The organism is Kitasatospora griseola, assembly GCF_014648555.1.
GTDB lineage: Bacteria > Actinomycetota > Actinomycetes > Streptomycetales > Streptomycetaceae > Kitasatospora > Kitasatospora griseola.
On record NZ_BMRI01000013.1, the window covers coordinates 142,510 to 167,764 of the forward strand.

Annotated in this window: 20 protein-coding genes and 1 pseudogene; 8 read left to right on the plus strand and 13 right to left on the minus strand. The window is 74.6% G+C overall.

The window, feature by feature from the left end:
* Nucleotides 1-25: 25 nt before the first annotated feature.
* Nucleotides 26-1,171 carry a SchA/CurD-like domain-containing protein gene (locus tag IEZ12_RS18785; protein WP_189273024.1) on the minus strand — a complete coding sequence of 382 codons (1,146 nt, stop codon included), beginning with the start codon at nucleotides 1,169-1,171 and terminating at the stop codon, nucleotides 26-28.
* 225 nt (nucleotides 1,172-1,396) lie between these two features.
* Here IEZ12_RS18785 and IEZ12_RS18790 point away from each other — a divergent pair, with 225 nt between their 5' ends.
* From IEZ12_RS18790 to IEZ12_RS18815, 6 genes are all read left to right on the plus strand, one after another.
* A complete protein-coding gene (locus IEZ12_RS18790; protein ID WP_189273025.1) occupies nucleotides 1,397-3,067 on the plus strand; it encodes an FAD-dependent oxidoreductase in 1,671 nt (556 codons plus the stop codon).
* Between the two features lie 233 nt (nucleotides 3,068-3,300).
* Nucleotides 3,301-3,861 carry an RNA polymerase sigma factor gene (locus IEZ12_RS18795; protein ID WP_189273026.1) on the plus strand — a complete coding sequence of 187 codons (561 nt, stop codon included), beginning with the start codon at nucleotides 3,301-3,303 and terminating at the stop codon, nucleotides 3,859-3,861.
* Entirely contained in the window at nucleotides 3,858-4,676 is an 819-nt protein-coding gene (locus IEZ12_RS18800; RefSeq protein ID WP_189273027.1) for a zf-HC2 domain-containing protein, read from the plus strand. The genes IEZ12_RS18795 and IEZ12_RS18800 overlap by 4 nt, the downstream gene beginning before the upstream one ends.
* A 244-nt stretch (nucleotides 4,677-4,920) precedes the next feature.
* The gene (locus IEZ12_RS18805) at nucleotides 4,921-5,727 is read left to right on the plus strand and encodes an ABC transporter ATP-binding protein (protein ID WP_100584266.1); all 807 of its coding nucleotides are present in this window, start codon (nucleotides 4,921-4,923) and stop codon (nucleotides 5,725-5,727) included.
* Nucleotides 5,724-7,127 carry a hypothetical protein gene (locus IEZ12_RS18810; RefSeq protein WP_189273028.1) on the plus strand — a complete coding sequence of 468 codons (1,404 nt, stop codon included), beginning with the start codon at nucleotides 5,724-5,726 and terminating at the stop codon, nucleotides 7,125-7,127. Before IEZ12_RS18805 ends, IEZ12_RS18810 begins: the two co-directional genes overlap by 4 nt.
* The gene (locus IEZ12_RS18815; protein ID WP_189273029.1) at nucleotides 7,124-7,699 is read left to right on the plus strand and encodes a hypothetical protein; all 576 of its coding nucleotides are present in this window, start codon (nucleotides 7,124-7,126) and stop codon (nucleotides 7,697-7,699) included. Before IEZ12_RS18810 ends, IEZ12_RS18815 begins: the two co-directional genes overlap by 4 nt.
* 201 nt (nucleotides 7,700-7,900) lie before the next feature.
* Here the strand turns inward: IEZ12_RS18815 and IEZ12_RS18820 are convergent, their stop codons facing one another.
* The 11 genes from IEZ12_RS18820 to IEZ12_RS18870 all read right to left on the minus strand — a co-directional run bounded on the left by IEZ12_RS18820 (nucleotide 7,901) and on the right by IEZ12_RS18870 (nucleotide 23,255).
* Nucleotides 7,901-9,301, minus strand: coding sequence for an MFS transporter (locus tag IEZ12_RS18820; protein ID WP_189273030.1), 1,401 nt, complete (start codon nucleotides 9,299-9,301; stop codon nucleotides 7,901-7,903).
* 106 nt (nucleotides 9,302-9,407) lie between these two features.
* Nucleotides 9,408-9,866 carry a hypothetical protein gene (locus tag IEZ12_RS18825; protein ID WP_189273031.1) on the minus strand — a complete coding sequence of 153 codons (459 nt, stop codon included), beginning with the start codon at nucleotides 9,864-9,866 and terminating at the stop codon, nucleotides 9,408-9,410.
* Between the two features lie 112 nt (nucleotides 9,867-9,978).
* Entirely contained in the window at nucleotides 9,979-12,585 is a 2,607-nt protein-coding gene (locus tag IEZ12_RS18830) for a SpoIIE family protein phosphatase (protein ID WP_229847670.1), read from the minus strand.
* A 55-nt stretch (nucleotides 12,586-12,640) separates the two neighbouring features.
* Nucleotides 12,641-13,255: a TetR/AcrR family transcriptional regulator gene (locus IEZ12_RS18835; protein ID WP_043911992.1), complete on the minus strand. Its 615-nt coding sequence runs from the start codon at nucleotides 13,253-13,255 to the stop codon at nucleotides 12,641-12,643.
* A gap of 52 nt (nucleotides 13,256-13,307) precedes the next feature.
* Nucleotides 13,308-14,885, minus strand: a complete 1,578-nt coding sequence (locus IEZ12_RS18840) for an AMP-binding protein (RefSeq protein WP_189273032.1) — start codon at nucleotides 14,883-14,885, stop codon at nucleotides 13,308-13,310.
* 154 nt (nucleotides 14,886-15,039) lie between these two features.
* A complete protein-coding gene (locus IEZ12_RS18845) occupies nucleotides 15,040-15,852 on the minus strand; it encodes an inositol monophosphatase family protein (protein WP_373295497.1) in 813 nt (270 codons plus the stop codon).
* 113 nt (nucleotides 15,853-15,965) lie between these two features.
* Entirely contained in the window at nucleotides 15,966-17,159 is a 1,194-nt protein-coding gene (locus IEZ12_RS18850) for an acyl-CoA dehydrogenase family protein (RefSeq protein ID WP_100584273.1), read from the minus strand.
* A 70-nt stretch (nucleotides 17,160-17,229) separates the two neighbouring features.
* Nucleotides 17,230-19,179, minus strand: coding sequence for an acetyl/propionyl/methylcrotonyl-CoA carboxylase subunit alpha (locus IEZ12_RS18855; RefSeq protein ID WP_189273034.1), 1,950 nt, complete (start codon nucleotides 19,177-19,179; stop codon nucleotides 17,230-17,232).
* A gap of 42 nt (nucleotides 19,180-19,221) precedes the next feature.
* Nucleotides 19,222-20,820, minus strand: a complete 1,599-nt coding sequence (locus IEZ12_RS18860; protein WP_189273035.1) for an acyl-CoA carboxylase subunit beta — start codon at nucleotides 20,818-20,820, stop codon at nucleotides 19,222-19,224.
* The gene (locus IEZ12_RS18865) at nucleotides 20,817-22,529 is read right to left on the minus strand and encodes an acyclic terpene utilization AtuA family protein (RefSeq protein ID WP_189273036.1); all 1,713 of its coding nucleotides are present in this window, start codon (nucleotides 22,527-22,529) and stop codon (nucleotides 20,817-20,819) included. Before IEZ12_RS18865 ends, IEZ12_RS18860 begins: the two co-directional genes overlap by 4 nt.
* Nucleotides 22,530-22,766: 237 nt before the next feature.
* The gene (locus IEZ12_RS18870) at nucleotides 22,767-23,255 is read right to left on the minus strand and encodes a hypothetical protein (protein ID WP_229847671.1); all 489 of its coding nucleotides are present in this window, start codon (nucleotides 23,253-23,255) and stop codon (nucleotides 22,767-22,769) included.
* Nucleotides 23,256-23,514: 259 nt separating this feature from the next.
* On the opposite strand from IEZ12_RS18870, the gene IEZ12_RS18875 reads away from it, so the two are divergent.
* Nucleotides 23,515-24,381, plus strand: a complete 867-nt coding sequence (locus tag IEZ12_RS18875; RefSeq protein ID WP_189273037.1) for a methyltransferase domain-containing protein — start codon at nucleotides 23,515-23,517, stop codon at nucleotides 24,379-24,381.
* Between the two features lie 446 nt (nucleotides 24,382-24,827).
* Nucleotides 24,828-25,019, plus strand: coding sequence for a hypothetical protein (locus tag IEZ12_RS18880; RefSeq protein ID WP_189273038.1), 192 nt, complete (start codon nucleotides 24,828-24,830; stop codon nucleotides 25,017-25,019).
* 69 nt (nucleotides 25,020-25,088) lie between these two features.
* Here the strand turns inward: IEZ12_RS18880 and IEZ12_RS18885 are convergent.
* Nucleotides 25,089-25,184: pseudogene (locus tag IEZ12_RS18885) on the minus strand (transposase); the annotation flags it as partial.
* Between the last annotated feature and the right edge of the window lie 71 nt (nucleotides 25,185-25,255).

Genomic DNA, 25,255 nt, shown 5'->3' on the forward strand with positions numbered 1-25,255 from the left:
CGTGGCGGTTTGAACGGGCGGGGGGTCAGACGTCGGCCGAGCGGCGGTCGGTGACGGGTGTCATCGCGCACTCGGCGAGCAGGTGGCGCAGGCCGTCGGCGCTGGGCACGGGGTGTTCGGCGGGGATGTCGGCGAGCTTGCCGAGCACCGCGGCGGCGCGCGGGCCGGCCACGCCGAGGGCGGTGGCGGGGTCGCTCGCGGGGTCGGTGAGCAGGTCGACCAGCCGGACCACCAGGTCGTCGCGGCGGTGGACGGTGGCCCGCACCAGCGGCGAGCCGGGGTCGGCGGCGGCGTGCGCGTCCTCGCCGGCCAGCAGTTCGGCGAGCGCCGCGCCGCAGCCGGGACGGACCGGGTACAGGTAGGCGTGCCGCTGCACCTGGCCGGACTTGAGCGCGGCGTGGTGGTGGACGGCGGGCAGCGCGGCGTGCTGGAAGAACACCCGGGCGGACATCGGGTCGTCCAGGTCGCGGTCCTCCTCCAGGTACGGGTTGATGGCCTCCTCGACGGCCCGCACCTCGGGCTGCTGGGCGACGTGCCGCAGCGCGGCGACCAGGTCGCCGGCCACTTCGACGCAGCGCACGATCCGGTTGCCACGCATGAACAGCGAGGTGCGCAGCAGCCGGGTGGTGTCGTCGACCCGGGCCTGCGGGGAGCGGTAGCCGGCCAGCAGCTCGGCGGCCTTGGCCTCGGTGCCGGGCTTGACGGTGAAGCTGAGCGCGTGCCGGACCACGCCGTCGGGGCCGGGCCGGGGCGCGGCGGGCACGCCGGGGTGGTGCTCGCCGGTGCGCAGCGGGGCGGCGGGGCTGTCGAAGGTGCGCTCACCGTGGGTCTCGCGCAGCACGGTGTAGCGCAGCGAGCGGGTGTCGCGGACGCAGCCGTGCAGCGGCTTGACCATGTCGCGGTGGGCGGGGCTGTCGACCCAGGCGAGGAACGGCGCGGCGTCCTCCCATTCGCTGGTGATCAGCCAGCGGGCCGGGTCGTCGATGGACTGGCAGAGCTGGTCGCTGATGTGGCCGGGGACGGCGGACACCTGATGGCGCAGCAACTCGTAGACGTCCAGGAAGTGGTCCTGCGCGCCGTCGTGGACGTCGAGCATCAGGACGACGCGAAGCCGGCCCGCGGCGGGCCGGACGGTGGTGGCGGTCTCCTCGGGTTCGGAGAGCAGGGTCATGGCTGCGGATCCTGTCGTTGGTTCGCACTGGGGGCCCTCGGCCGGTCGTCGGTGCGGGTCCGGTCGGCGGGCGGGGCCTGGTTCGCACTCGATCGTCAACGGGGGTCCGGGGCGGGCGCGAGACTTCACGGCCATCCGGGCGAAGCACCCTGCGTGACCGTCGGCGGCGGGGGATGGATGCAGGGTCTGGCGCATCCAGCGCCCCGCACGGATGGAACAGAGCTGATGAACACACAGATGGCGGACCGGGTTCCGGTCCTGATCTCGGGCGGTTCCCTGGTGGGGCTGTCGGCGTCCCTCTTCCTCGGCCGGCTCGGCGTGCCGCACCTGCTGGTGGAGCGGCACGCCGAGACCTCCCGGCACCCGCGCGGGCGCGGCAACAACCTGCGCACCATGGAGCTGTTCCGCGCCGCCGGGGTGGAGGACGACATCCGGGCGGCCGCGTCGGTGCTGGCCGACAACCACGGCATCCTGCAGGCCGAGACGCTGTCCGGCGGCGAACAGGAGTGGCTGTTCCGGGAGATCGACCCCGGCGGCGGCCTGGCCAGGTTCAGTCCCTCCGCGTGGTGCCTGTGCAGCCAGAACGACCTGGAGCCGGTGCTGCTGCGGCATGCCGCCGAGCGCGGCGACGTCCGGTTCAACACCGAGCTGCTCTCCTTCGAGCAGGACGCCGACGGGGTGACGGCGCGACTGCTGGACCGGGCCACCGGCGAGGAACGCGAGGTTCGGGCCGACTATCTGATCGCCGCGGACGGGCCGCGCAGCCCCGTCCGGGAACGCCTGGGCATCGGCCAGTCCGGGCGCGGCGACCTGTTCCACAACGTCAGCGTCACCTTCCGGGCCAAGCGGCTGGCGGACGTGGTCGGCGACCGGCGCTTCATCGCCTGCTACCTGACCGACCCTGCGGGGGCCGGCGCGCTGCTGCCCGTCGACAACCGCGAGCAGTGGGTGTTCCACCTGCCCTGGCACCCCGAACGCGGCGAGAGCGTCGAGGACTTCACCGACGTCCGCTGCGTCGCGCACATCCGCGCCGCCGCCGGAGTGCCCGACCTGGAGGTGGAGATCACCGGCCGGGCTCCGTGGCACGCCGCCGAACGCGTCGCGGACCGGTACGGCGCGGGCCGGGTCTTCCTGGTCGGCGACGCCGCCCACGAGATGCCGCCGACCGGCGCGTTCGGCTCCAACACCGGCATCCAGGACGCCCACAACCTGGCCTGGAAGCTGGCCGCCGTACTGGCCGGCTGGGGCGGGCCGCGGCTGCTGGACTCCTACGAGAGCGAGCGTCGTCCGGTCGCCGTGCAGACCGCGGCCCGGGCGGCGGCCCGCTCCGTCGAGCACCAGCACCCCGGCTTCGACGCGGCGCCCGCCGGCGGGCCGCGCACCAACGTGCTGGCGGTGGCGCTCGGCTACCGCTACCCCGAGGGCGCGCTGGTCGGCGCGGACGCCACGGCGGGCGTCGTCCCCGAGCGCTTCGCCGCCACCGGCGAGCCCGGCACCCGTGCCCCGCACGTGTGGCTGCGCGACGCCGCCGGGACGCGGCTGTCCACCCTCGACCTGTTCGACGACGGCCCGCTGCTGCTGGCCCCCGCCGTGGGCGGGAGCGCCTGGCCGACGGCCGCCCGGCAGGTGGCCGAGCAGACCGGAGTACCACTGCGCTGCCTGCTCATCGGCGAGGGCGGCGACCTGCTGCCCGAACCCCCCGCCGGCCTCCCCTCCGGCGCCCGCCCCACCGGCCCGGTCTCCCCCACCACCTGGCCCGAGGCCTACGGCCTGCACCCCGGCGGCGCCGTCCTGGTCCGCCCCGACGGCTTCGTCGGCTGGCGCGCGACCGGCGCCGTCGGCGACCCGGCCGCGGCCCTGCGGGTCGCCGTCCGCGGGGTCGCGGGGCTGGCCTGACGCGCGGGCAGGTGGGCACACCGGGGAGAGCACCACCACGGGCGCACGAGGGCACCTCCCGGCCCGCCGGGGCTGGCGGAGAACTGCCCGCGACAAGCGCAAAGCCCGTCCGCTTCGCGCAGTTCCACCCGCCCCCAGTGGTGCTCTCCCTGGTTTCACCCCCTCCCGCGCAGCATGTGACGGGCATCACGCCAGAACGAGAACCCGGGCGCAAGCCCTCGCGTCTGGCAGGTGTGAGAGCACGCAGGAGAGCACTGGACGAGCTGGACGAGGAACGTCTGCTCCGCCTGGTCGCGAAAGGCGATCGCGGGGCGTTCGACGAGCTGTACCGACGCACCGCCCCGTGGCTGGCGGTGCGCCTGCGCCGCCGCTGCGCGGACGAGCAGATCGTCGCCGAGGTGATGCAGGAGACGTTCCTGGCGGTGTGGCGCGCGGCCGGCGCGTTCGCGGGCAGCGTGGTGGGCGGCAGTGCCGTCGGCTGGCTGTGGACCATCGCGGCCCGCCGACTGGTCGACGCGTTCCGCCGCCGGGCGCACCACGCCGAGCCGCCGGCCGCCGCGGCCCACCTGGCCAACGCCCCGGCCGCCGAGGACGAGGCGTTGGCCGCCGCGATCGGCGGCGACGTGGGGGACGCGCTGCGGCGCCTGGCCCCCGAGCTGCGCGCGGTGCTGCAGGCCACCGTGCTGGACGGGCTGTCCGTCCGGGAGACCGCCGTCCTGCTCAGACTGCCCGAGGGCACGGTCAAGACCCGTGCCCGCCGGGCCCGGATCGCGATGCGGAAGGAACTGGCATGAGCGCGGAACACGCATCGGCCGGGCTGATCGGCGCGTACCTGCGCGGCGGCTCCGACCTGCCCGCGGACACCGTCTGGGCGCTGGAGGCGCACCTGGAGGGCTGCGCGCCCTGCCGGGGCCTGCTCGCGACGGCAGTGCCCGCCGCGGCGCCCGACGTCGCCGCGCTCGTCGACTCCGTCCGTGCCGCGCTCGGACCGCAGTTGGACGCGGCCCGCCCGGCGCCCGTACGTCGCCCACTGGCGTGGCGGCCGGCCTGGGCCGCGCCGGCCGTGGTGCCCTGGCTGCTGACCGCCCTCGCGGTGGTGCTGCTGGCGCTGGCGCTGGACTCCTCGGGGCCGCCGGACCCGCACGGCCAGGTGTCGCCGCTGCTGCTGGTCGCGCCCGTGCTGCCGCTGTGCGCGGCCGCCGCGGCCTGGGCGCCCGGCCTCGACCCGGCGCACGAGCTGACCGCCGCCACTCCGCGCTCCGGCCTCCCGCTGCTGCTGCGGCGCACCGCCGCCGCGCTGGCCGCGGTGGTGCCGGTGCTGCTGGCGGCGGGCGCGCTGACCGGGGAGATGGCGGCCGCGCAGTGGCTGCTGCCCTCGCTCGCCTTCACCACCACCGCGCTCGCCCTGGGCAGCGTCGTCGGCGTCGGCCGGGCCGCCGCCGCCCTGGTCGCCGTCTGGGCCGCCGCCGTCGCGGCCCCCGTCTGGGCCACCGGCCGCCTGCCGTTCGTGCTGCGGCCCGAGCAACTGCCCGGCTGGGCACTGCTGTTCGCCCTCGGCGCCGCCACCGTGTTCGCCCGCCGCCGCGCCTACGCGGCGCCCCGCACCTGACCCACCCCCTCCGCACCGTGTTCGCCCGCCGCCGCGCCCACGCGGCACCCCGCACCTGACCCACCCCCTCCGCACCGTGCTCGCCCGCCGCCGCGCCCACGCGGCACCCCGCACCTGACCCACCCCCTTCCGTCCGGCAGCCCGAGCAGCTGCCCGTCCTCCGCACCGCCACCGTGCTCCTCCGCCGCCGCGCCTGCGCGGCGCCCCGTACCCGACCCACCCCCTTCCGGAAGGAACCACCTCCATGCCACGCGCCGTCAGCGCGGCCTCCGTCGCGCCCAAAACCCACGCCTGGGAGATCCGGGCCGAGGGCCTGCTCGTCCGGGCCGGACGCAAGAAGATGGCCGTCAACGGCCTCGACCTCGCCCTGGGCACCGGTGCCCACGGCCTGCTGGGCCCGAACGGGGCTGGCAAGACCACGCTGATCCGGGCGCTGGCCACCGTGCTGCGCCCGGCCGGCGGCGAGCTGGAACTGCTCGGCACTCCTGCCGGGCACGCCGAGCTGCGGGCGCTGCGCCGCCGGATCGGCTACCTGCCGCAGGACTTCGGCTACTACCGGCGGTTCACCGTCCGCGAGTTCGTCGAGTACATGGCCTGGCTGAAGGAGGTCCCGAAGGCCGAGATCCCGGGCGCCGTCCAGCGGGCGGTGGAGCGGGTCGGTCTCGCGGACCGCGCCGACCACCGGATGAAGACGCTGTCCGGCGGCATGGTGCGGCGGGCCGGCATCGCCCAGGCCATCGTCAACGACCCCGACCTGCTGCTGCTGGACGAGCCGACCGCCGGGCTGGACCCGGCGCAGCGGCTGCGCTTCCGCGAGTTGCTGCAGGAACTCGGCCGGGACACCTGCGTGGTGGTCTCCACCCATCTGGTCGAGGACGTCGCCGCCGCCTGCTCCGACGTGGTGCTGTTCGCGGACGGCCGCCTGGTCTTCCAGGGCACCCCGGACGACCTCGCCGCCGCCGGCGGGCCCGAACACCCGGGCGACAGCCCGCTGGAGCGCGGCTACTCGGCGCTGCTCCGCCACACCGAGCAGCCCGGGGGCATCTGGTGAACGCACGTGTCCTGCGGACCGAGCTGCGTCGCTCGGCCGCGCCGTGGGCCGGACTGCTGGTGCTCGGCGGCTCGTTGGCGATCCTGTTCGGAATCGACGGCATCTGGTGGCGCGGCACGGCCGGCTGGACGGCGCAGTGGACGTCGATGGCGATGTGGACGCGCTGGCTGCTGTCCTTCTGGTGGCCGCTGGCGGTCGGTGTCGGCGCGCTGTACGGCCTGCGCGACAAGCGTTCCGGGACGGCGGAGCTGTTCGGCACCGTGCCGAAGCCGGCCTGGCGGCGCGCCGCGCTCCCCGCCGGGGCGATGGCCGGGGTGCTGGTGGCGGGCTTCGGCCTGGTGGTGGCGGCCGGCGGGGTGCAGGTGGCGCTCGGCGACACCGGGTACCGGCCGCTCGGCTGGATGCCGATCTCGCTGGTGGCGGCGCTCGCCCTGGCGGCGGCCGCGGTGTTCGGCATGGGCGTGGCACGGGCCGTGCCGTCGGTGCTGACGCCGCCCGCGCTGGTGGTGCTCGCCCTGCTGACGGTGGCCGCGCTGCTGCGGTTCGGCGGCGACGACGCGACGCCCCGGCCCATCGTCGGGCCGAACCGGCTCGCCCTGCTCTCCCCGGTGACGGTCGAGCCGCGCGAGGCGCTGCTCACGCTGTCCGGCTCCGTCCACCTCGGCCAGACGCTGTGGCTGCTGGGCCTGGCCGCGACCGGCTTCGCGCTGCTGGTCGCCGCGAACGGCCGCGCCCGGCTGCTGTCCCTCGTCCCGGTGCTGGTGGGCGCGGCCCTGGCGCTGGGGGTGCTGCCCGGCGACGCCCGCGGCACGTACGTGGTGGACGCGGCGGCGGCCCGGCCGGTCTGCGAGGGGCCGGTGTGCGTGACCGCGGCGAACCGGCACCGGCTGCCCGAGCTGTCGGCGCGCGGCGCGGAGGCGCTGCGGATCCTGCACGACGTCCTGGGCGACGGGGCGCCGCGGGCGATCCGCGAGGACGGCGCGCTGCGCGGCCTCGGCGACCTGAGGCAGGTCGATGCCGGGACGGTCCTGGTGGACTTCGACGAGCGGGAGTTCGTCCGCGCGAGCGGCCGGGACCTCACCCGCGCCCTGGTCGCGCAGGGCCTCGTCCCGACCTGCTACGCCCGCACCGACCGGGAGGGCGGCCTGGTCGAGGACGCCGCCGCGCAGAGCGTCGCCGCGAGCTGGGCGCTCGGCGAGAGCACCCTGGTGCCGGTGGAGACCCCGAGCGCCAACTCGTACGACCGGCAGGCCTGGGAGGACGCCCGGGCGGCCTGGACCGCGTTCGCCGCCGCGCCCCCGGCCGAACAGCGCGCGCGGATCGCCGCGCTGCACGACGCCGCGCTGTCCTGCTCGACGAAGCACCCGCTGCCTGTCCTGGCCGGATCGGAGGCCCGATGAACTGGCTGGTGCTGTACGCCCGTTCGCGTCAGGTGCCGCTGTCGGCGGCCGTGGTCGCGGCCGTCGCGCTGACGGTGTGGGCGCTGGTGGACGGCGCCCCGAAGGGCTCGGAGGACCTGGGGACCACCGCGTTCGTGCTGACCGCGAACGTGCTGGCCGCCGTCGTCGGCCTCGGCGGGTCGGACGTGGTGCTCGACCGCACCGCCGCGATCCGCTGGGCGCCGCGACGGGCCGCGCACGTCCTGCTGATCGGCGTCGTCGGCGGCGCGGCCCTGCTGGCCGTCCAGGCCGCCGGGCCCCACCTGGCCGCCGCCTCGGTGGTGCTCCGCGACAGCGCCGGCCTGGCGGGCCTGGCCGCGCTCGGCGCCGCCTGCTGGGGCACCACCTACGCGTGGGCGCTGCCGACCGGCTGGCTCGCCTTCACCATGCTGGTCCCCCCGCTGGGCGGCCCGGCGGGCCGGGTCGGCATGTGGCTGATCCAGCCCGCCGGCACCACGGAGGCCACCGTGACGGCGTCGGCCCTGCTGGTGGTCGGCACCGCGCTGTACGGCTTCGCCGGGCCACGGCGGTGAGGGACGCACAACCAGGGGCGCTGGGGGTGCCCCCGGGCGAAGCCGAGGGGGCGGAACTGCGCGAGGCGGAAGGCACCCACCCGCAAGATCGCGACGCAGGACAATGACCTGCACTTGATCGCGACCTTGCGGACGTGAAGTGCACTTGTCGCGCAGTTCCCCGCGCCCCCGGTTGTGCGCCCACCTGCCCGTCCCCCGGTCTCAGGGCCGCACCGCCGCCACCAGCGCCAGCAGTACGAAGGCGATCACCACGGCGAGGCTGAGCTGGAACGCCCCCGGGTAGTCGGCGGGGGTGTGCAGGTGGCCGAAGAAGGTCGCGCCGACGGTGGCGATGCCGGCCGCGGAGCCGATCCGTTGGGCGGTCTGCAGGACTCCGCCCGCACTGCCGGCCCGGGCCACGGGCACCTCGTTCAGGGTGAGGGCCTGGTTCGGGGAGACCACCAGGCCGCTGCCGAGGCCGGCCACCAGCAGCGGCAGGGCGGTGGCCCAGCCGACGAACGGGCCGTTGAACAGGTGGACGGCGAGCGCGGCGAACGCCAGGCCGACGGCGACGGTGGCCAGGCCGAACGCGATCAGCCGCCGCCCGTAACGGACCACGATCCGCCCGCCGACGGTGGAGGCCACCGCGGAGGCCAGCGCGAACGGGGTGATCGCCAGGCCCGCGTACAGCGCGCTGTAGCCGCGGCCGGCCTGCAGGTACAGCGTGAAGACGAAGAACACGGCGGTGAACCCGGCGAAGTACAGCAGCGACACCAGCGAGCCGGAGGTGAACGACCGGGTGCGGAACAGCGCGGGGTGGACCAGCGGTTCGCGGTCGCGGGCATACCGGTGCTCCCACCCGGCGAACGCGGCGAGCAGCACCACCGATCCGGCCAGCAGCAGCCACTTGCGAAGGTCGTGCCACTGGGCCTGGACCAGCGGGAGCAGCAGCAGGACGGTGCCGGTGCCGAGCAGCAGCACCCCGACCGGGTCGAAGTCGCGGCGGGCGCAGGTGTCGGGGGTGGGGGCGGGCAGCAGGCGGCCGGCGAACGGCAGGAGGGTCAGGCCGATCGGCAGGTTGACGTAGAACACCCAGCGCCAGCCCTCCTCGGCGCCGAACGCGGCGATCAGCAGGCCGCCGAGCAGCGGGCCGACGGCGGTGGAGAAGCCGATGGTGGTGCCGAGCAGGCCGAACGCGCGGGCGCGTTCGCCGCCGCGGAACAGCTGCTGGATGAAGCCGGAGACCTGCGGCACCAGCAGTCCGCCGGACATGCCCTGGAGCAGCCGGGCGATCACCAGCCAGGCCTCGTTCTGGGCGGCGCCGGCCAGCGCGCTGGTGGCGGTGAACAGGGCGAGGCCGGTGAGGAAGACCGGACGGCGGCCGATCGCGTCGCCGAGCCGCCCGGCGGGCACCAGGACCAGGCCGAACGCCAGTGAGTAGCCGGACAGCACCCACTGGAGTCCGGCCTCCGACATGTGCAGGCCGGTGCGCACCGACGGCAGGGCGACGTTGACGATCGACACGTCCAGCAGCGTCATGAAGCCGGCGACCAGGCACACCGCGAGGGCCCGCCAGCGGCGCACCTCGGTGCTCCGGTCACCGGCGGTGATGGGGTGCGCCATGCGTGGTGTCCTTCCGTCCGGCGTCCAGTCTGGGCGGCCCGGGCGGTGGCGGGCGGGCGGCGCGCCGGGGTTGACGGCCGGTCGGCTGACGGACCGGCAGGAGTCCTCAGTCGTCCGACGGCAGGTCGAGGACGAGTTGCTGGGCGTCGGCGGAGGCGGGCGGGGTCGCGCCGAGGTCGGTGAGGGTGGTGATCACCACGGCGTCCACGCCGGCCAGCCAGTCGCTGGTCTTGGACTGCACCACGACGGTCTGGCTGTGCTCGGCGCCGTCGCACTCGATCTGCGCGGGGAAGGTGCGGGTGGAGCCGAAGGCGATGGTGGCGGGGTCCTCGGGGTCGGTCTGCTCGACGGAGGTGTTGAGGGAGCGCGGGCCGTCGGCGGGGGCGCAGGTGTAGCTGAGGTCGACCCGGACCAGGTCGGGGCTCTCCGGGTCGATGGTGACCTCGGTGATCTCGACGACCGTGTCGGTGTCCGAGGCGTCGGGGTCCTCGTCGGCGATGGCGGCGGTCGCAAGGGCCAGGCCGAGGGCGAGGGCGGCGAGCGCGGCGGGGAGGCGGAGGTGCACGGCGGGGCCTTCCGGACGGTGGAGGGGTTTCTCCGACTGTCCGTCAGCCCCGCCGTGCGGGCGAGCGCTGTCCGCCGGGCGGGTGCCTTCCCGGCGTGCCTGCGGGCCCGGTTCAGCCGGGCCGGTAGGGCAGTTCGATCTCCGCCCAGACCACCTTGCCGTGCTTGGTGGGGCGGGTGCCCCAGCGGTGGGCGAGTTCGCTGACCAGGTGGATGCCGCGGCCGCCCTCGTCCTCCTCGGCGGAGCTGCGCAGCCGGGGCGGCTGGCCGCCGGCGTCGGAGACCTCCAGGGTGAGGGTGCGGTCGCGGAACAGGCGCAGCCGGCGGGGGGCGTCGGCGTGCAGCAGGGCGTTGGTGACGAGTTCGCTGACCACGAGTTCGGCGTAGTCGGTGAGGGTGGACAGGCCCCAGCCGTCCAGGGTGGCGCGGGTGAAGCGGCGGGCGCGGGCGGGCAGCGGGCCCTCGGTGGGGAGGATCAGGGTGGCGATCCGGTCGGCGGGCACGGGCAGCGCCCGGGCCATGATCATCGCGATGTCGTCCTCGGTGCCGTCGGTGACCAGCGCGGACAGGGCCGCGTCGCAGCTCTCCTCCAGGGTGCGGCCGGGGGTGGCGAGGGTGCGGGCGAGCAGGTCGATGCCCTCGTCGATGTCGCGGCCGCGGCGCTCGACCAGGCCGTCGGTGTAGAGCGCGAAGGTCGATCCGGCGGGCAGCGTGAACTCGGTGGACTCGAACGCGCCGCCGCCGATGCCGAGCGGGACGCCGGGCGGCAGGTGCATCACGTGGGAGGTGCCGTCGAGGTCGACCCGCACCGGCGGGAGGTGGCCGGCGGAGGCGATCACCACGCTGCGGTCGACGGGGTCGTAGACGGCGCACACGCAGGTGGCGAACTGGCCGTCGCCGATCGCCGAGGCGGTCTCGTCGAGCCGGCCGAGGACCTGTTCGGGCGACAGGTCGAGGGTGGCCAGGGTGCGGGCGACGGTGCGCAGCTGGCCCATGGTGGCGGCGGCGCGGATGCCGTGGCCCATCACGTCGCCGACCACCAGGGCGACCCGTCCGCAGGACAGCGGGACCACGTCGAACCAGTCGCCGCCGACCTCGCTGACCACGCTGGAGGGCAGGTAGCGGTGGGCGATCTCCAGGCCGAGGGTGCGGTGGATCTCCTGCGGCAGCAGGCTGCGCTGCAGGGTGAGGGCGGTTTCGCGTTCGCGCCGGTAGAGCCGGGCGTTGTCGATGGCCAGGGCGGTGCGGGCGACGAGTTCCTCGGCGAGCGAGACGTCGGCGGCGCCGAACGGCTCGGGGTTGCGGGTGCGGATGAACTCGGCGCCGCCGAGCACCATGCCGCGGGCGATCACCGGCACCAGCAGGTAGGAGTGGATGCCGGCGGCGAGGCCGGGGGCGACCCGGTCCTCACTGGGCACGATGCCGCGCAGCACCTCCTCGTCGACCTCCGGCCTGAACAGCGGGCGGCCGCTGCGCAGGCACTGGGTGTAGGTGCGTTCGGGGCCGTACTCGGCGGTGCCGCCGACCTGGTCGGCGGCACCGGTCAGGCTGGTGCCGTAGGCCTCGCCGACGGCCAGCGCGCGGACCTGGACGGCCTTGCCGGGCTGGAGGGGGGCGGGTTCGTCGCCGCGGACGACGGGTTCGAGCAGGTCGAGGGTGGCGAAGTCGGCGAACCGCGGGACGACCGCCTCGACCAGTTCCTCGGCGGTGCGCTGCAGGTCGAGGGTGGTGCCGATGCGGGCGCTGGCGGAGGCGATCAGCGCCAGGCGCTCCTGGGCCCGGGCGGCGCGGGCCTCGGCCTGGAAGCGCTCGGTGACGTCGATGATCGAGGAGGAGACGCCGAGCACCCGGCCGGTGGAGTCCTCCAGCCGGAAGTAGGACGCCGACCAGGCCCGGTCGTGGTGCGGGTCGGCGGGGACGCGGCCGTGCGAGCGGGCGTCTATGACGGGTTTCCCGGTGGCCAGCACCTGCCGCATGACGGCTTCGACCTCGGCGGCGTTGATGCCGGGCAGCACGGCGGTGATCCGCCGACCGAGGTGCTGCTCGACGGTGAGGCCGTTGATCCGGGCGAGCGCCCCGTTGAGCCGGACGAAGCGCAGGTCGGTGTCGTAGACGGCGAGGCCGATCGGCGACTGGTTGAAGAAGCCGTCGAAGACCGCCAGGTCGGACTCCACCTCGTGCAGGGCGTGCACGTCGGAGGCGGTGGCCAGCAGCAGGGTGCGGCCGTCGGGCTCCACGATCGGATAGGTGTGGAACTCCAGTTCGACGATGGAGCCGTCCCGGCGGCGGACCGGGTGGGTGCCGGACCAGCCGCGGGCGAGCAGTTTGCCGAACAGCCGCTCGCCCGCCTCCACCCCCTCGTCGGCGAGCAGCAGCCGGACGGGGTGCTCGCCGAGGGCGTCGCGGGCCGACCAGCCCGTGAGCGCCTCGGCCTCCTCGCTCCAGTGCAGGATGCGGCCGTCGTCCTGGACCAGCGCGGTGGCCAGCGGGACCAGGCGGTGCCCGGCCAGGCGCGCGGAAGCGGCACCCGCCGCGTCGCCGCCGGGCGTCTGTTCGAATCCGTGCGTGCTCAGTTGGCCACCTGCCCGGTACCTTCCCCGGTCTGCCGGTCGTTCCGGCTCCCACCAGACTGCATGGCCTGTCGCACGCCTGCGACTGGTGATCGTGCGGGCGACGTGACCGAAGGTGAGAGTCTCCTCGATCCGGGCCTTTCCGGGCAAGGGGATGACGGTGATCTGCCGGTGGTCACGGCCGGTCAGGGCCGTTTCGGGGCGCTCAACCGGCCAGCGCGGCGTCCAGCAGGCGGGACCACTGGCGGACGATGCCGACCCGGCGCGGCCCGTCGTCGGTGAGCAGGTTCGCCAGGCCGAGGCCGCGGGCGAGGTCCAGGGTCGCCTGGACGGTCTCCCGGACGCCGGTGGCGCTCTCGTCGGCGCCCAGGCATTCGACGGCGGCCCGGTGCGCCTCGCGGCCGACGTGGTTCTCCAGGCTGACGATCCGTTCGCGCAGCGGCTGCTCGGTGGCGGCGGCCACCCACAGGTGCAGCGCGGCCCGGAACAGCGGGCCGGTGTAGAGCCGGACGATCATCTCCACCACCGCCTCGGTGCGCTCCGGTCCGGACGGCGGCAGTTCCTGGACGTGCGCCAGGACGGCGGCCAGCCGCTCGGCGGCGACGTGTTCGACGGCGGCGGTGAACAGGTCCTCGCGGGTGCGGAAGTGGTGCTGGGCCGCACCGCGGGTGACGCCGGCCCGCTCGGCGACCACGGCGACAGTGGAGCCGTTCCAGCCGACCTCGGCCAGGCACTCCACCGCCGCCTCCAGCAGCCGGCGGCGGGTGGCCCGGCTGCGGTCCTGCTGGGGCGCGCGGGCGGCGGGGGTGCTGGTCGTCATCGGCGGCTCCTGCTCGGTTGGGCGGTTGGCGCGTCCCGATCCTCGCAGACCGTCATCGGCGGGCGGTGCGGTCCCGCAGTTCGCGGCGGAGGATCTTGCCGCTGGCGGACCGGGGGACGGCGTCCAGGAACTCCACCTCGCGCACCTTCTTGTACGGGGCGACCCGGCGGGCCACGTACTCGACGACCTCCTGCTCGGCGAGCTCGCAGCCGAACGCGGGCACCACGTACGCCTTGGGTCGTTCGGCGCCGTCGGCGTCGGTGACGCCGATCACCGCGGCGTCGGCGATCGACGGGTGGGTGAGCAGCAGGGCCTCCAGTTCGGCGGGGGCGACCTGGTAGCCCTTGTACTTGATGAGCTCCTTGACCCGGTCGACGATGTACAGGTAGCCGTCCTGGTCGACGTGGCCGACGTCGCCGGTGTGCAGCCAGCCGTCGGCGTCGACGGTGGCGGCGGTGTCGGAGTCACGGCCGAAGTAGCCCTTCATCACCTGCGGGCCGCGGAACAGCAGTTCGCCGTCCTCGCCGGGGCCGAGGTCGCGGCGCGGCTCGTCGAGGGACAGCACCCGCAGTTCGGTGCCGGGGACCAGGCGGCCGACGGTGCCGACCGGCGGGTGCGGGTCGTGCGGCGGGACGATGTGGGTGGCCGGGGAGAGTTCGGTCATGCCGTAGGCCTGGAGCAGGTGCGGCAGGCCGAGGCGCCGGGCGCAGGCGGCGGCGAGTTCGGCGTCCAGCGGGGCGGCGGCGCTGAGCACGTAGCGGACCGAGGACAGGTCGAAGCGGTCCACCAGCGGGTGCTTGGCGAGCGCGAGGGCGATCGGCGGGGCCACGTACACCGCTTCGATGCGGTGGTCCTGAATGGCCCTCAGGAACTGCTCCAGGTCGAAGCGGGGCAGCACGACGACGGTCGAGCGGGCCCGCAGCGGGCGGTTGAGCAGGGCGGTCAGGCCGTAGATGTGGAAGAACGGGAGGACGGCGAGGATGCGTTCGCCCGGGGCGGTCCGCAGCAGCGCGTCGACCTGGGCGAGGTTGGTGGAGACCGAGCGGTGGGTGAGCATCACGCCCTTGGGCAGGCCGGTGGTGCCGCTGGAGTACGGCAGCACGGCGAGGTCGGCGGCCGGGTCGAACTCGGGCGTCGGCTCGGGGGCGTCAGTGGCGGCCAGGTCGGCGAGCGAGCGGTGGCCCTCGGCCCGGTCGCAGACGAAGACCTCGGCGACCGGGTGGGCGGCCGCGGCCTCCAGTGCGACGGGCAGGAACGCGGCGACGGTGATGATCCAGCGCGCCCCGGAGTCGTGCAGCTGGGCGGCGAGTTCGGCGGCGGTGGCGAGCGAGCTGACCGGGGTGACGGTGGCGCCGGTGCGGGTGATGCCGTAGAACGCCGGCGGGTAGGCCACCGAGTTCGGGCTGAACAGCGCCACCACCTCGCCCTTGCCGACGCCCGCCGCGGCCAGGCCGGCGGCGATCCGGCGGCTGCTTCCGTCCAGTTCGCGGTAACTGACGGTCCGTCCGGTCAGTGCGTCGATCAGGGCGGGCAGCTCGGCATGCTCGCCCACGGCGCAGTCGCCGAGGACGGCGTCGTGGATGGCGCGGTCGAGCGGGGCGATGGTCGGACAGTCGCTGTGGAACACCATGCGGGCCTCCGGGGCGGGCTCGGCGGTCGGTAGTGGCGGCGCTGGTCATCGGTGCCGGTGGTACGGGGGCGGTGCGCGCCGCTGGCAAGGTTGCCCGGGCCGGGAGGGGCGCGGGCAGGGCGCGTGGCGGGTTCGGGGGGTCGCGCGGCGGTGGTCACCGGCGGTACTGGCGGTCGACCAGGTCGAGCAGTCGGGCGTGGGTGTCGGGGTCGGCGGCGGCCAGCAGGCCGCCCTCCCCGCTGTGCAGGGGCTTGCCGCGCAGGTCGGTGACGGTGCAGCCGGCCGCTTCGCACAGGGCGAGGCCCGCCGCGAAGTGCACGCTGTCGGCGAGATGCCCGTCGGTGATGTAGGCGGCGCGCCGGCCGGCGGCGACCCAGGCGACGGCGAGCGTGCTGGAGACCACCCGGGGGCGGAACGCGGCCTCGAAATCGGGGTCGGTGAGCAGGTGCGCGGCGCGGAAGGCCGCGGCGTTCGGGTAGGGCGGGTCGAGGTTGAGGTCGACCAGGGCGGACTGCGCGGACGGGACCAACGGGGTGTCCCGGCCGTCGTGGCGGAGGTGCGCCCGTTCGCCGTCGGTCCAGTAGGTCTCCCGCGTGTATGGGTCGGCGGTGGCGGCGGCGACCGTCCGCCCGCCGTCGCGCAGGGCCACGTTGACGGCCACCAGGTGGGTGCCGACGGCGTAGTTGAGGGTGCCGCAGAGCGGGTCGACCAGCCACCGCCGGTCGGCGTCGGCCGCTCCGGTGCGGCCGCTCTCCTCGGCGGTGAACGCGTCGTCCGGGCGGGCGGCGCGCAGCAGGTCGAGGATGGCGGCCTCGGCGGCCAGGTCGGCGGCGGTGGCGAAGTCGCCGCCGCCCTTGTGGTGCCGCTCCGCGGTGGCCCAGGCGTGGGCGCGGACGGCCTCGGCACCGGCCTCCGCGGCGCGGCGGGCGAGTTCGGCGTCCTGGCGGCGGCTGTCCGCGGTGTTCATGATCGTCATGGCGGGAGCGTAGCCCGCGGCGCCGGCGCGGGCCGACCGGATGTCGAATCGGGTCACGCGCCGGTGCACGGAGGCTTCCTGTCGATCCGTCAGGAGTCGGTGGGTCAGTAGGAGCGGGGCAGGCCCAGGGTGTGCTGGGCGACGTAGTTCAGGATCATTTCGCGGCTGACCGGGGCGACCCGGCCGACCCGGGTGGCGGTGATCAGGGCGGCGAGGCCGTACTCCTGGGTGAGGCCGTTGCCGCCGAGGGTCTGGACGGCCTGGTCGACGGCTCGGCAGGAGGCTTCGCCGGCCGCGTACTTGGCCATGTTGGCGGCCTCGCCTGCGCCCAGGTCGTCGCCCGCGTCGTACAGGTGGGCGGCCTTCTGGGTCATCAGCCGGGCGAGTTCGACCTCGATGGCGCACTGCGCGAGCGGGTGGGCGATGCCCTGGTGGGTGCCGATCGGGCGGTCCCAGACGGTGCGGGTGCGGGCGTAGCCGACGGCGGTGTCGAGGGCGTACCGGGCGATGCCGAGGGTGAAGGCGGCGGTCATGATCCGCTCGGGGTTGAGTCCGGCGAACAGTTGCAGCAGCCCGGCGTCCTCGTCGCCGACCAGGGCGTCGGCGGGCAGCCGGACGTCGTCCAGGAAGACCTGGAACTGCCGTTCGGGGGCGGTGAGTTCCATCGGAATGGCGCGGTACTCGAAGCCGGGGGTGTCGCGCGGGACGACGAACAGGGCGGGCTTGAGCTTGCCGGTGCGAGCGTCTTCGGTGCGGCCGACGAACAGGACGGCGTCGGCGTGGTCGACGCCGGAGATGAACACCTTGCGGCCGCTGAGCAGCCAGTCCTCGCCGTCGCGGCGGGCGACGGTGCCGATCCGGTGCGAGTTGGAGCCGGCGTCGGGTTCGGTGATGCCGAACGCCATCACCTTGCTGCCGTCGGCGAGTCCGGGCAGCCAGCGCCGCTTCTGCTCCTCGGTGCCGAACCGGGCGATCACGGTGCCGCAGATCGCGGGCGACACGATCATCATCAGCAGCGGGCAGCCGGCCGCGCCCAACTCTTCCAGCACGATGGCGAGTTCGCTGATGCCCGCGCCTCCGCCGCCGTGTTCGGCGGGCAGGTTGACGCCGAGGTAGCCCAACTTGGCGGCGTCCGCCCAGAGTTCCTCGACGGGCTCGTTGGCGCGGGCCTTGCGCTGGAAGTACTCGCGCCCGTAGCGGCGGCCGAGCGCGGCGACGGCTTCGCGCAGGGCGCGACGGTCCTCGGACTCGATCAGCGGGGAGGCGGGCGGTGCGGTGGTGGTGCGCGGTGCGGACATCGGGGGTCCTTCCGGGCGGAGGGTGGGCCGGTGTGCAGGGTCGCTCGACCGGCGTGGTGCGCGGTCGGCGTCAGGAGGCGGTGACCACGGCGAGCACGGCGCCGGTCTCGACCTGCTGGCCGACGGCGACCGGGAGTTCGGCGAGCAGGCCGTCCGCCGGGGCGGTGACCTGGTGTTCCATCTTCATCGCCTCCAGCCAGAGCAGCGGCTGGCCGGCCGTGACGGGCCGGCCGGGTTCGGCGGCGATCCGGACGACCGTGCCGGGCATCGGCGCGATCAGCGTCCCGGGGGCCAACTGGGCGGCCGGGTCCGGGAATCGGTCCAGCACGGTGAGGGTGTGGTGCTCGGTCGGACCGTCCACGAAGACCTGGTCGCCGTGCCGGGCGATCCGGTAGCGGCGGCGCAGCGGGCCGACCGCGAGGTCGACGGACTCCGGTGCGCTGCCGAGGAGTTGGACGTCGGGGTGGTCCTCGGCGAGCAGGCCGTCGCGGGTCAGCCGGTAGCGGACGTCGAGTTCGGCGCCGTCGGCGGTGCGGTAGCGCTTGTGCTGCGGCTGGGAGGGCAGGTTGCGCCAGCCGGACGGGACGGCGCCTGGGTGTGCGGCGGCGTCGGCGAGGGCGGCGGCGAGGGCCGCAAGGGGCGCGGACTTGCCGTCCTGGCCGAGGAGTTGGTCGGCGTGCTCGGTGAGGAAGGCGGTGTGCACGGCGCCGTCCAGGAAGGCCGGGTGGCGCAGGGCGCGGACCAGCAGGTCCCGGTTGGTGGCCGGGCCGTGCAGACGGGTGCGGGCCAGGGCGTCGGCGAGGCGGCGGGCGGCGGCGCGGCGGGTGGGGGCCCAGGCGATCACCTTGGCGAGCATCGCGTCGTAGTGGACGGTGACCCGGTCGGCGCCGCCCTCGCCGCCCGCGCCCTCCCCGACTCCGGCGTCCAGGCGCAGGCCGACCGGGGCCGGGAGGGTTTCGAACTCGACGTCCACGCCCGGGACTTCGAGCAGGTGCACGGTGCCGGCGGTGGGCTGCCAGCCGCGCGCGGGGTCTTCGGCGTACAGGCGGGCCTCGATCGCGCAGCCCCGCCCGGGCGGCGGGGTGGCCGGGAGCTTCTCGCCTTCGGCGACGGCGAGTTGGAGGGCGACCAGGTCGAGGCCGGTGACGGCCTCGGTGACCGGGTGTTCCACCTGGAGGCGGGTGTTCATCTCCAGGAAGGCGAGCCGGCCGTCGGGGGCGAGCAGGAACTCGGCGGTGCCGGCGCCGCGGTAGCCGATGGCGCGGGCGGCCGCGGTGGCGGCGCCGTGCAGCCGGGTGCGCAGCTCGGGGTCGAGGCCGGGCGCGGGGGCCTCCTCGATCACCTTCTGGTGTCGGCGCTGCAGCGAGCAGTCGCGGTCGCCGACGGCCCACACAGTGCCGTGCGCGTCGGCCAGCAGCTGGACCTCCAGGTGCCGTCCGGTCGGCAGGTAGGGCTCGCAGAACACCTCGTCGTCGCCGAACGCGGCCGCGGCCTCGGCCCGGGCGGCGGCCAGCGCGTCCGGCAGTTCGGCGAGGGTGCGCACCACCCGCATGCCGCGTCCGCCGCCGCCCGCCGCGGCCTTGACCAGCAGCGGCAGGTCGGCCTCGTCGGGCCGGGGCCCGACGCTCAGCACGGGGACGCCGGCGGCGGCCATCAGCCGTTTGGCGGCGGTCTTGGAGCCCATGGCGGCGATCACGGCGGGCGGCGGGCCGACCCAGGTCAGTCCCGCGTCCTGCACGGCCCGCGCGAACTCGGCGTTCTCGGACAGGAATCCGTAGCCGGGGTGGACGGCGTCGGCGCCCGCGTCCAGCGCGGCCCGGATCAGCAGGTCGGCGCGCAGGTAGGTGTCGGCGGGCGCGGCTCCGGGCAGCCGGACGGCGGTGTCGGCCTCCTGGACGTGCCGGGCGTCGGCGTCCGGGTCGGCGTACACGGCGACGGTGGCGATGCCGAGGGTGCGGCAGGTGCGGAAGATCCGGCGGGCGATCTCGCCGCGGTTGGCCACCAGCAGGGAGGTGATCATGCGTCAGTTCGCTTTCCTTGGTCGGCCGTTGGGAGAGCTGGTCTACATCCGGAACACGCCGTAGCCGCGCGCGCCCTCCACCGGTCCGCTGTGGATCGCGGACAGGCAGATGCCGAGCACGGTCCGGGTGTCGCGCGGGTCGATCACCCCGTCGTCGTAGAGCCGGCCGGAGAGGAACGCGGGCAGCGACTCGGCCTCGATCTGCTGCTCGACCATGGCGCGGATGGCGGCGTCGGCGTCCTCGTCGTACGGCTGCCCCTTGGCGGCGGCGGACTGGCGGGCCACGATCGAGAGCACGCCGGCCAGTTGCTGCGGCCCCATCACGGCGGACTTGGCGCTGGGCCAGGCGAACAGGAACCGCGGGTCGTAGGCGCGTCCGCACATGCCGTAGTGCCCGGCGCCGTAGGAGGCGCCCATCAGCACGGAGATGTGCGGGACGGTGCTGTTCGACACCGCGTTGATCATCATCGCGCCGTGCTTGATGATGCCGCCCTGCTCGTAGTCCCGGCCGACCATGTAGCCGGTGGTGTTGTGCAGGAACAGCAGCGGCCGGTCGCGCTGGTTGGCCAGTTGGATGAACTGGGCGGCCTTCTGCGATTCCTGGCTGAACAGCACGCCCTGCGCGTTCGCCAGGATCCCGACCGGGTACCCGTGGACGGTGGCCCAGCCGGTGGCCAGGCTGCTGCCGTACAGCGGCTTGAACTCGTCGAAGTCGGAGCCGTCGGCGATCCGGGCGATCACCTCGCGCGGGTCGAACGGCGCCTTCAGCTCACCGGGGACGATGCCCAGCAGCTCGTCCTCCTCGTACTTCGGCGGCTCGTACCAAGGCATCGGCTCCGGGCCGGACTTGCGCCAGTGCAGCCGGTGCACGACCCGGCGGGCCAGCCGCAGCGCGTCCGGTTCGTCGACGGCGAGGTGGTCGGCCAGGCCGGAGGTGCGGGCGTGCATCTCAGCGCCGCCGAGGGACTCGTCGTCGGCCTCCTCACCGGTGGCCATCTTGACCAGCGGCGGTCCGCCGAGGAACACCTTGGCCCGCTCCCTCACCATGATCACGTGGTCGGACATGCCCGGCACGTACGCCCCGCCCGCCGTGGAATTGCCGAACACCACGGCCACGGTGGGGATTCCGGCCGCCGAGAGCCGGGTGAGGTCGCGGAACAGCGCGCCGCCCGGGATGAAGATCTCCTTCTGACTGGGCAGGTCCGCGCCGCCCGACTCCACCAGGTTGACCAGCGGCAGCCGGTTGCGCAGCGCGATCTCGTTGGCCCGCAGCGCCTTGCGCAGCGTCCACGGATTCGACGAACCGCCGCGCACCGTCGGGTCGTTGGCGGTGATCACGCACTCGGTGCCCTCGATCGTGCCGATCCCGGTGACCAGCGACGCGCCGACCGGGTAGTCACTCCCCCAGGCGGCCAGCGGCGACAGTTCCAGGAACGCCGAGTCCGGGTCGATCAGCAGCTCGATCCGCTCCCGGGCCAGCAGCTTGCCCCGACTGCGGTGCCGCTCCACGTACTTGGGCCCGCCGCCGGCCAGCGCCTTGGCGTGCTCGACGTCCAGCGCGGCCAGCTTCTCCAGCATGGCGGCGCGGTTGGCGGTGTACGCGGACCCGCCGGTGTCCAGCCGGGTGGACAGTACGGTCACAGCAGTGCCTCCGGAATGTCGAGGTGCCGGGAGCGCAGCCACTCCCCCAGCGCTTTGGCCTGCGGGTCGAACCTGGCCTGGGCGGCGACGCCTTCGCCGAGCAGTCCGCGGACGGTGAAGTTGACGGCGCGGAGGTTCGGCAGCACGTGCCGCTCGACCGCCAACTGTGCGATCTCCGGGAGGAGTTCACTGAGCTTGTCGACGGTGAGGGTGTGCGCGAGCCAGCGCCAGCCGGCCTCGCTGCGGGCCCACACGCCGAGATTGGCGTCGCCGCCCTTGTCGCCGCTGCGGGCCCCGGCGACCAGGCCGAGCGGGGCACGACGGGTCGGGCCTTCTTCTTCCAGCGGCGGAGGCAACTGCGGCCCCTCCACTGCCACTTCGTCACTGGCCGATGGCCGCTCGGGCCGGACCGCGACGGTCTCGCCGCCGGGCAGGTGGGCCAGGTGCTCGACCTCCTTCGCGTCCAACTCCCGCGCCTCGAACACCCCGTAGGGCGCGGCCGCGGCGGGCGGCGCAGTCAGGTGGAAGCCCGGGTAGCCGGCCAGGCCGAGTTCCACGGCGGCGGCGGTCAGCGCACGACCGACCTTGGCCTCGTGCGGGTCGCGGGCGGTGAGGCGGAGCAGGGCGCTGGCCCGCTCCTCGGTGTCGGCGTCCGGGTGGTCGGTGCGGGCCAGTGTCCAGCGCAGCTCGGCCGGCGGGTCGGTCACCGCCCGTGTCAACTGCCGTTGCGCGAAAGCCGCTTTGGCCTCGATGTCGAGCCCGGTGAGGACGAACACCAGCTCGTTGCGGTAGCCGCCGAGCCGGTTCAGCCCGACTTTGAGGGTGGCCGGCGGGGCCTCGCCGCGCACCCCGCCGATCCGCACCCGGTCCGGCCCGTCCTCGGTGAGCGTCACGGTGTCCAGGCGGGCGGTGACGTCCGGGCCGAGATAGCGCGGTCCGCCGGTCTCGTACAGGAGTTGGGCGGTGACGGTCTCGATTGTCACCACGCCGCCCGTGCCCGGGTGCTTGGTGATCACGCTGCTGCCGTCGGCGTGCAGCTCGGCGAGCGGAAACCCCGGGTGGTCGAGGCGGTCCCCGTGCTCGGCGAAGAACGCGTAGTTCCCGCCGGTGGCCTGCGCCCCGCACTCCAGCACGTGCCCCGCCACCACCGCCCCCGCCAAGGCGTCCAGATCGTCGGGCGTCCACCCGTAGTGCGCGATCCCCGGCCCCACCACCAGCGCGGCATCGGTGACCCGGCCCGTCACCACCACGTCCGCGCCGCCGCGCAGGCACTCGGCGATGCCGAACGCGCCCAGATACGCGTTGGCGGCGAGCAGCGGGCGCCGCGGATCCTCCCCCGTCCAACCGAACTCCGCTGCGCGGGGCAGCAGTTCGTCACCCGTGACGTACCCGACCCGGGCCCGGACGCCCTGCCTTGCCGTCACCTCCCCGAGCGCCTCCGCGAGCCGCGCCGGGTTGAGACCGCCCGCGTTGACGACGATCCGCACCCCGCGCTCGACCGCCTCCGCGAGGCACTCCTCCGCCTGCCGCAGAAACGTCCGCGCATACCCCAGCTTCGCATCGCGCAGCCGGTCGCGGGCCAGGATCAGCATCGTCAACTCGGCCAGGTAGTCACCCGTCAGCACATCCAGCGGCCCGCCGGTCAGCATCTCCCGGAACGCGGCGAACCGGTCGCCGTAGAACCCCGAAGCATTGCCGATCCGCAACACGGCACACCTCCCCAACTCGCCGCCACCCGGCACCCGTTCACCGCACTCGGCGAACCCCTGCCCACCCGGTCGCGACCGAGCGTGGCACCGCACCGGCAACAAATCAAGCACGTGTGCTTGTTTTTCCGCCACACCAGGACACCTGCCGTGCGCGGGTGGTGAGCGACGGACGAGTCCTGGGCCCCCGGCCCGGTCCCGCCCCGGCCCCGCCCGCGCCGGACGAACGAGATCGAAGCCCTACTCCCGACGCGCCGACTCGCGGGACCGCCAGAAGTCCGCGTCCCGCGGGTCGGCCAGCCAGTCCGCCATGCGCGCGGCACATGCCTCGAAGGCCGCGGGCAGCGACATCCCGTCGTCGACGGCGAACTTCATGACCTCGACGTCGTGGGTGCCGTGGTCGGTCTCGCACCAGCACTCCACGTTGACCACGGCAGCGACCTCGTGCCGGCCCTCTGCCGTCCAGTCCACCTGAAGCTGGAACTCCAGCCAGTCGCTGACGCTTGTCGGATGCACCACGCACAGGAGGAGGATCACGTGCACCCGCGACTGCGGGCCCGCGAAGACCGCATGCTCCGTTCTCCAATCCCACGTCGTCTCGGCGACATCGGGCCGAGCCGCGCCGACGCTGCGGGCGGCGCGCCGCATTGATTCCGCGCCGGCGGTCGTGAGTTCGGGGAAGAGGGTGCTCAGGGGGACGTCGCCGAAGGCGCCTTTGCTCATGGACATGAGCCGATCATCCGATCTCCCCGGCGTGGAGGACAGAGCCGATCGTCGCAGTGCCCTGCGACGTCCGACACGACGACGCCGACCTCGCCCGAACTCCGGTGCAATCGGACGGCGTCCGGCTCATGACGATCCGTCAGGCTGCGGCCCCAGGCGTGGGACGGTGGCGGCGTTGTGGGACGCGTGGGGTTCGTCTGCTGTGTGAGGCATCACTCCCCCGTCGCCATGGCGCCCGCGGCCCGGGAGGGTTGACCATGGAGGCATGACTTCCTCGCCACGCCAGCCGCAAGCCGATGGCCGACCGGATTCGACGGACAGCACCACCGCGCCCGGCGGAGAGTCCGCACGCGGGTACCTGCTGGACAATGCGCGCGTCGAGGCGGGTGAGCGGTTCGTCCAGCTGGCCGAGCTGTTCGACGGGGTGACGCGCGGGCACTTCGATCGGCTGGGGGTCAAGGAGGGCTCGCGCTGCTGGGAGGTGGGCGCCGGTGGCACCAGCGTGCCGGAGGCGCTGGCGGCGGCCGTCGGCCCGACCGGGCACGTACTGGCCACGGACATCAACCCCTCGTGGCTGACGGCGGGCAACGGGTACGAGGTGCGGCAGCACGACGTCGCCGCCGATCCCGCGCCGGAGCCGGGGACGTTCGACCTGGTGCACGCCCGGCTCGTGCTGGTCCATGTCCCGGACCGGGCCCGGGCGTTGGCCACGATGGTCGCGGCGCTGCGGCCCGGCGGCTGGCTGCTCATCGAGGACGCCGACACCGCGCTGCAGCCCCTGGCCTGCCTCGACGAGAGCGGCCCCGCCCAGCGCCGCGCCAACCGGCTGCGGGACGCCGTCCGGGAGCTGCTGGCCCGCCGCGGCGCCGACCTGCGCTACGGCCGCACCCTGCCGCGAGCGCTGCGCGAGGCCGGCCTGGTGGACGTCGCCGCAGCAGGCACCTTCCCGGTCGGCGGCCCGGCCTGCAACCACCTGGAGGCCGCCACCATCCGCCACGTCCGCGACGAACTGCTCGCGGCCGGCCTCTCCGACGACACCGAAATCGACGCCCACCTGGCCTCCATCCACGCGGGCGAACTCGACCTGACACTCGCCCCGTTGATTTCGGCCTGGGGACGGCGTCCGGCCTAGGGTCTGTCCAGCGAACCATGGTGGCCTCCGGGGCGGAGTACGCCGTATCGATTCGATCCCCGGAAGGGGCTGCTCGACGTGCGGCCGGACCCATGGGCTGTGGCGGCCGACGCCGACCGAGCGCTGTGGGACTACACGCCCCTGGAGCGCGTGGGCCCGCTGCGGTTCGGCATGAGTGTGGCGGAGGCGGTCGACGCGATGCCGGCCTGCGGCTTCACCTCCGACATGGTCTCCGAGCTCGGCCGTTTCGGCCCGTTCAAGCAGGTGCGTACGAGGTTCCGCGCGACGGACGCCCCGTTCCACCGCGCGGATGTGGTGGCCTACTACGTCGGCCCGATGGGACTGACCTGCCTGGCGGTCGACGCCCTGACCGGCCCCCAGGTCACACTGGAGGGGATCCTGCTGGTCGGATCCCCTCCGAGGTTTCGGACGAGCTCACCACCTACTTGGAGAGCATCGGCAGGAACGTCGAGATCACACCCGGCGGCGACATCGGCTCGCAGGAGTTGGGCATCATGCCGCGCGCGCAGCGAGCCGGTGATGTGCTGCTGACGCGGCTGGTCCTCGGCCGACCCAACGACTGGGCCCACACCACGAGCGACTGCATTCCGGCCGACGAGATGCTCGGACACTACTGAGCTCGTCCCGTTCGCGGATCGGGTCCCTGTGGGTCGCTGCGCACAATCCGGGCCCGGGCCTCGTCCGCCGGACCAGCGGCGATGCCGCTCACGGACGGTTGTCCAACTCCCGAAGCGCGTGGGCAAGTCCCGCCAGGGCACCCCGGCGCGGATCCGGAACAAAACCCAGCGTCACCGAAGGTCAGTTGCGCCCGCGGATCAGTGCCGTCCGACGCCCCCTCGTGGCTCCTGTCAAG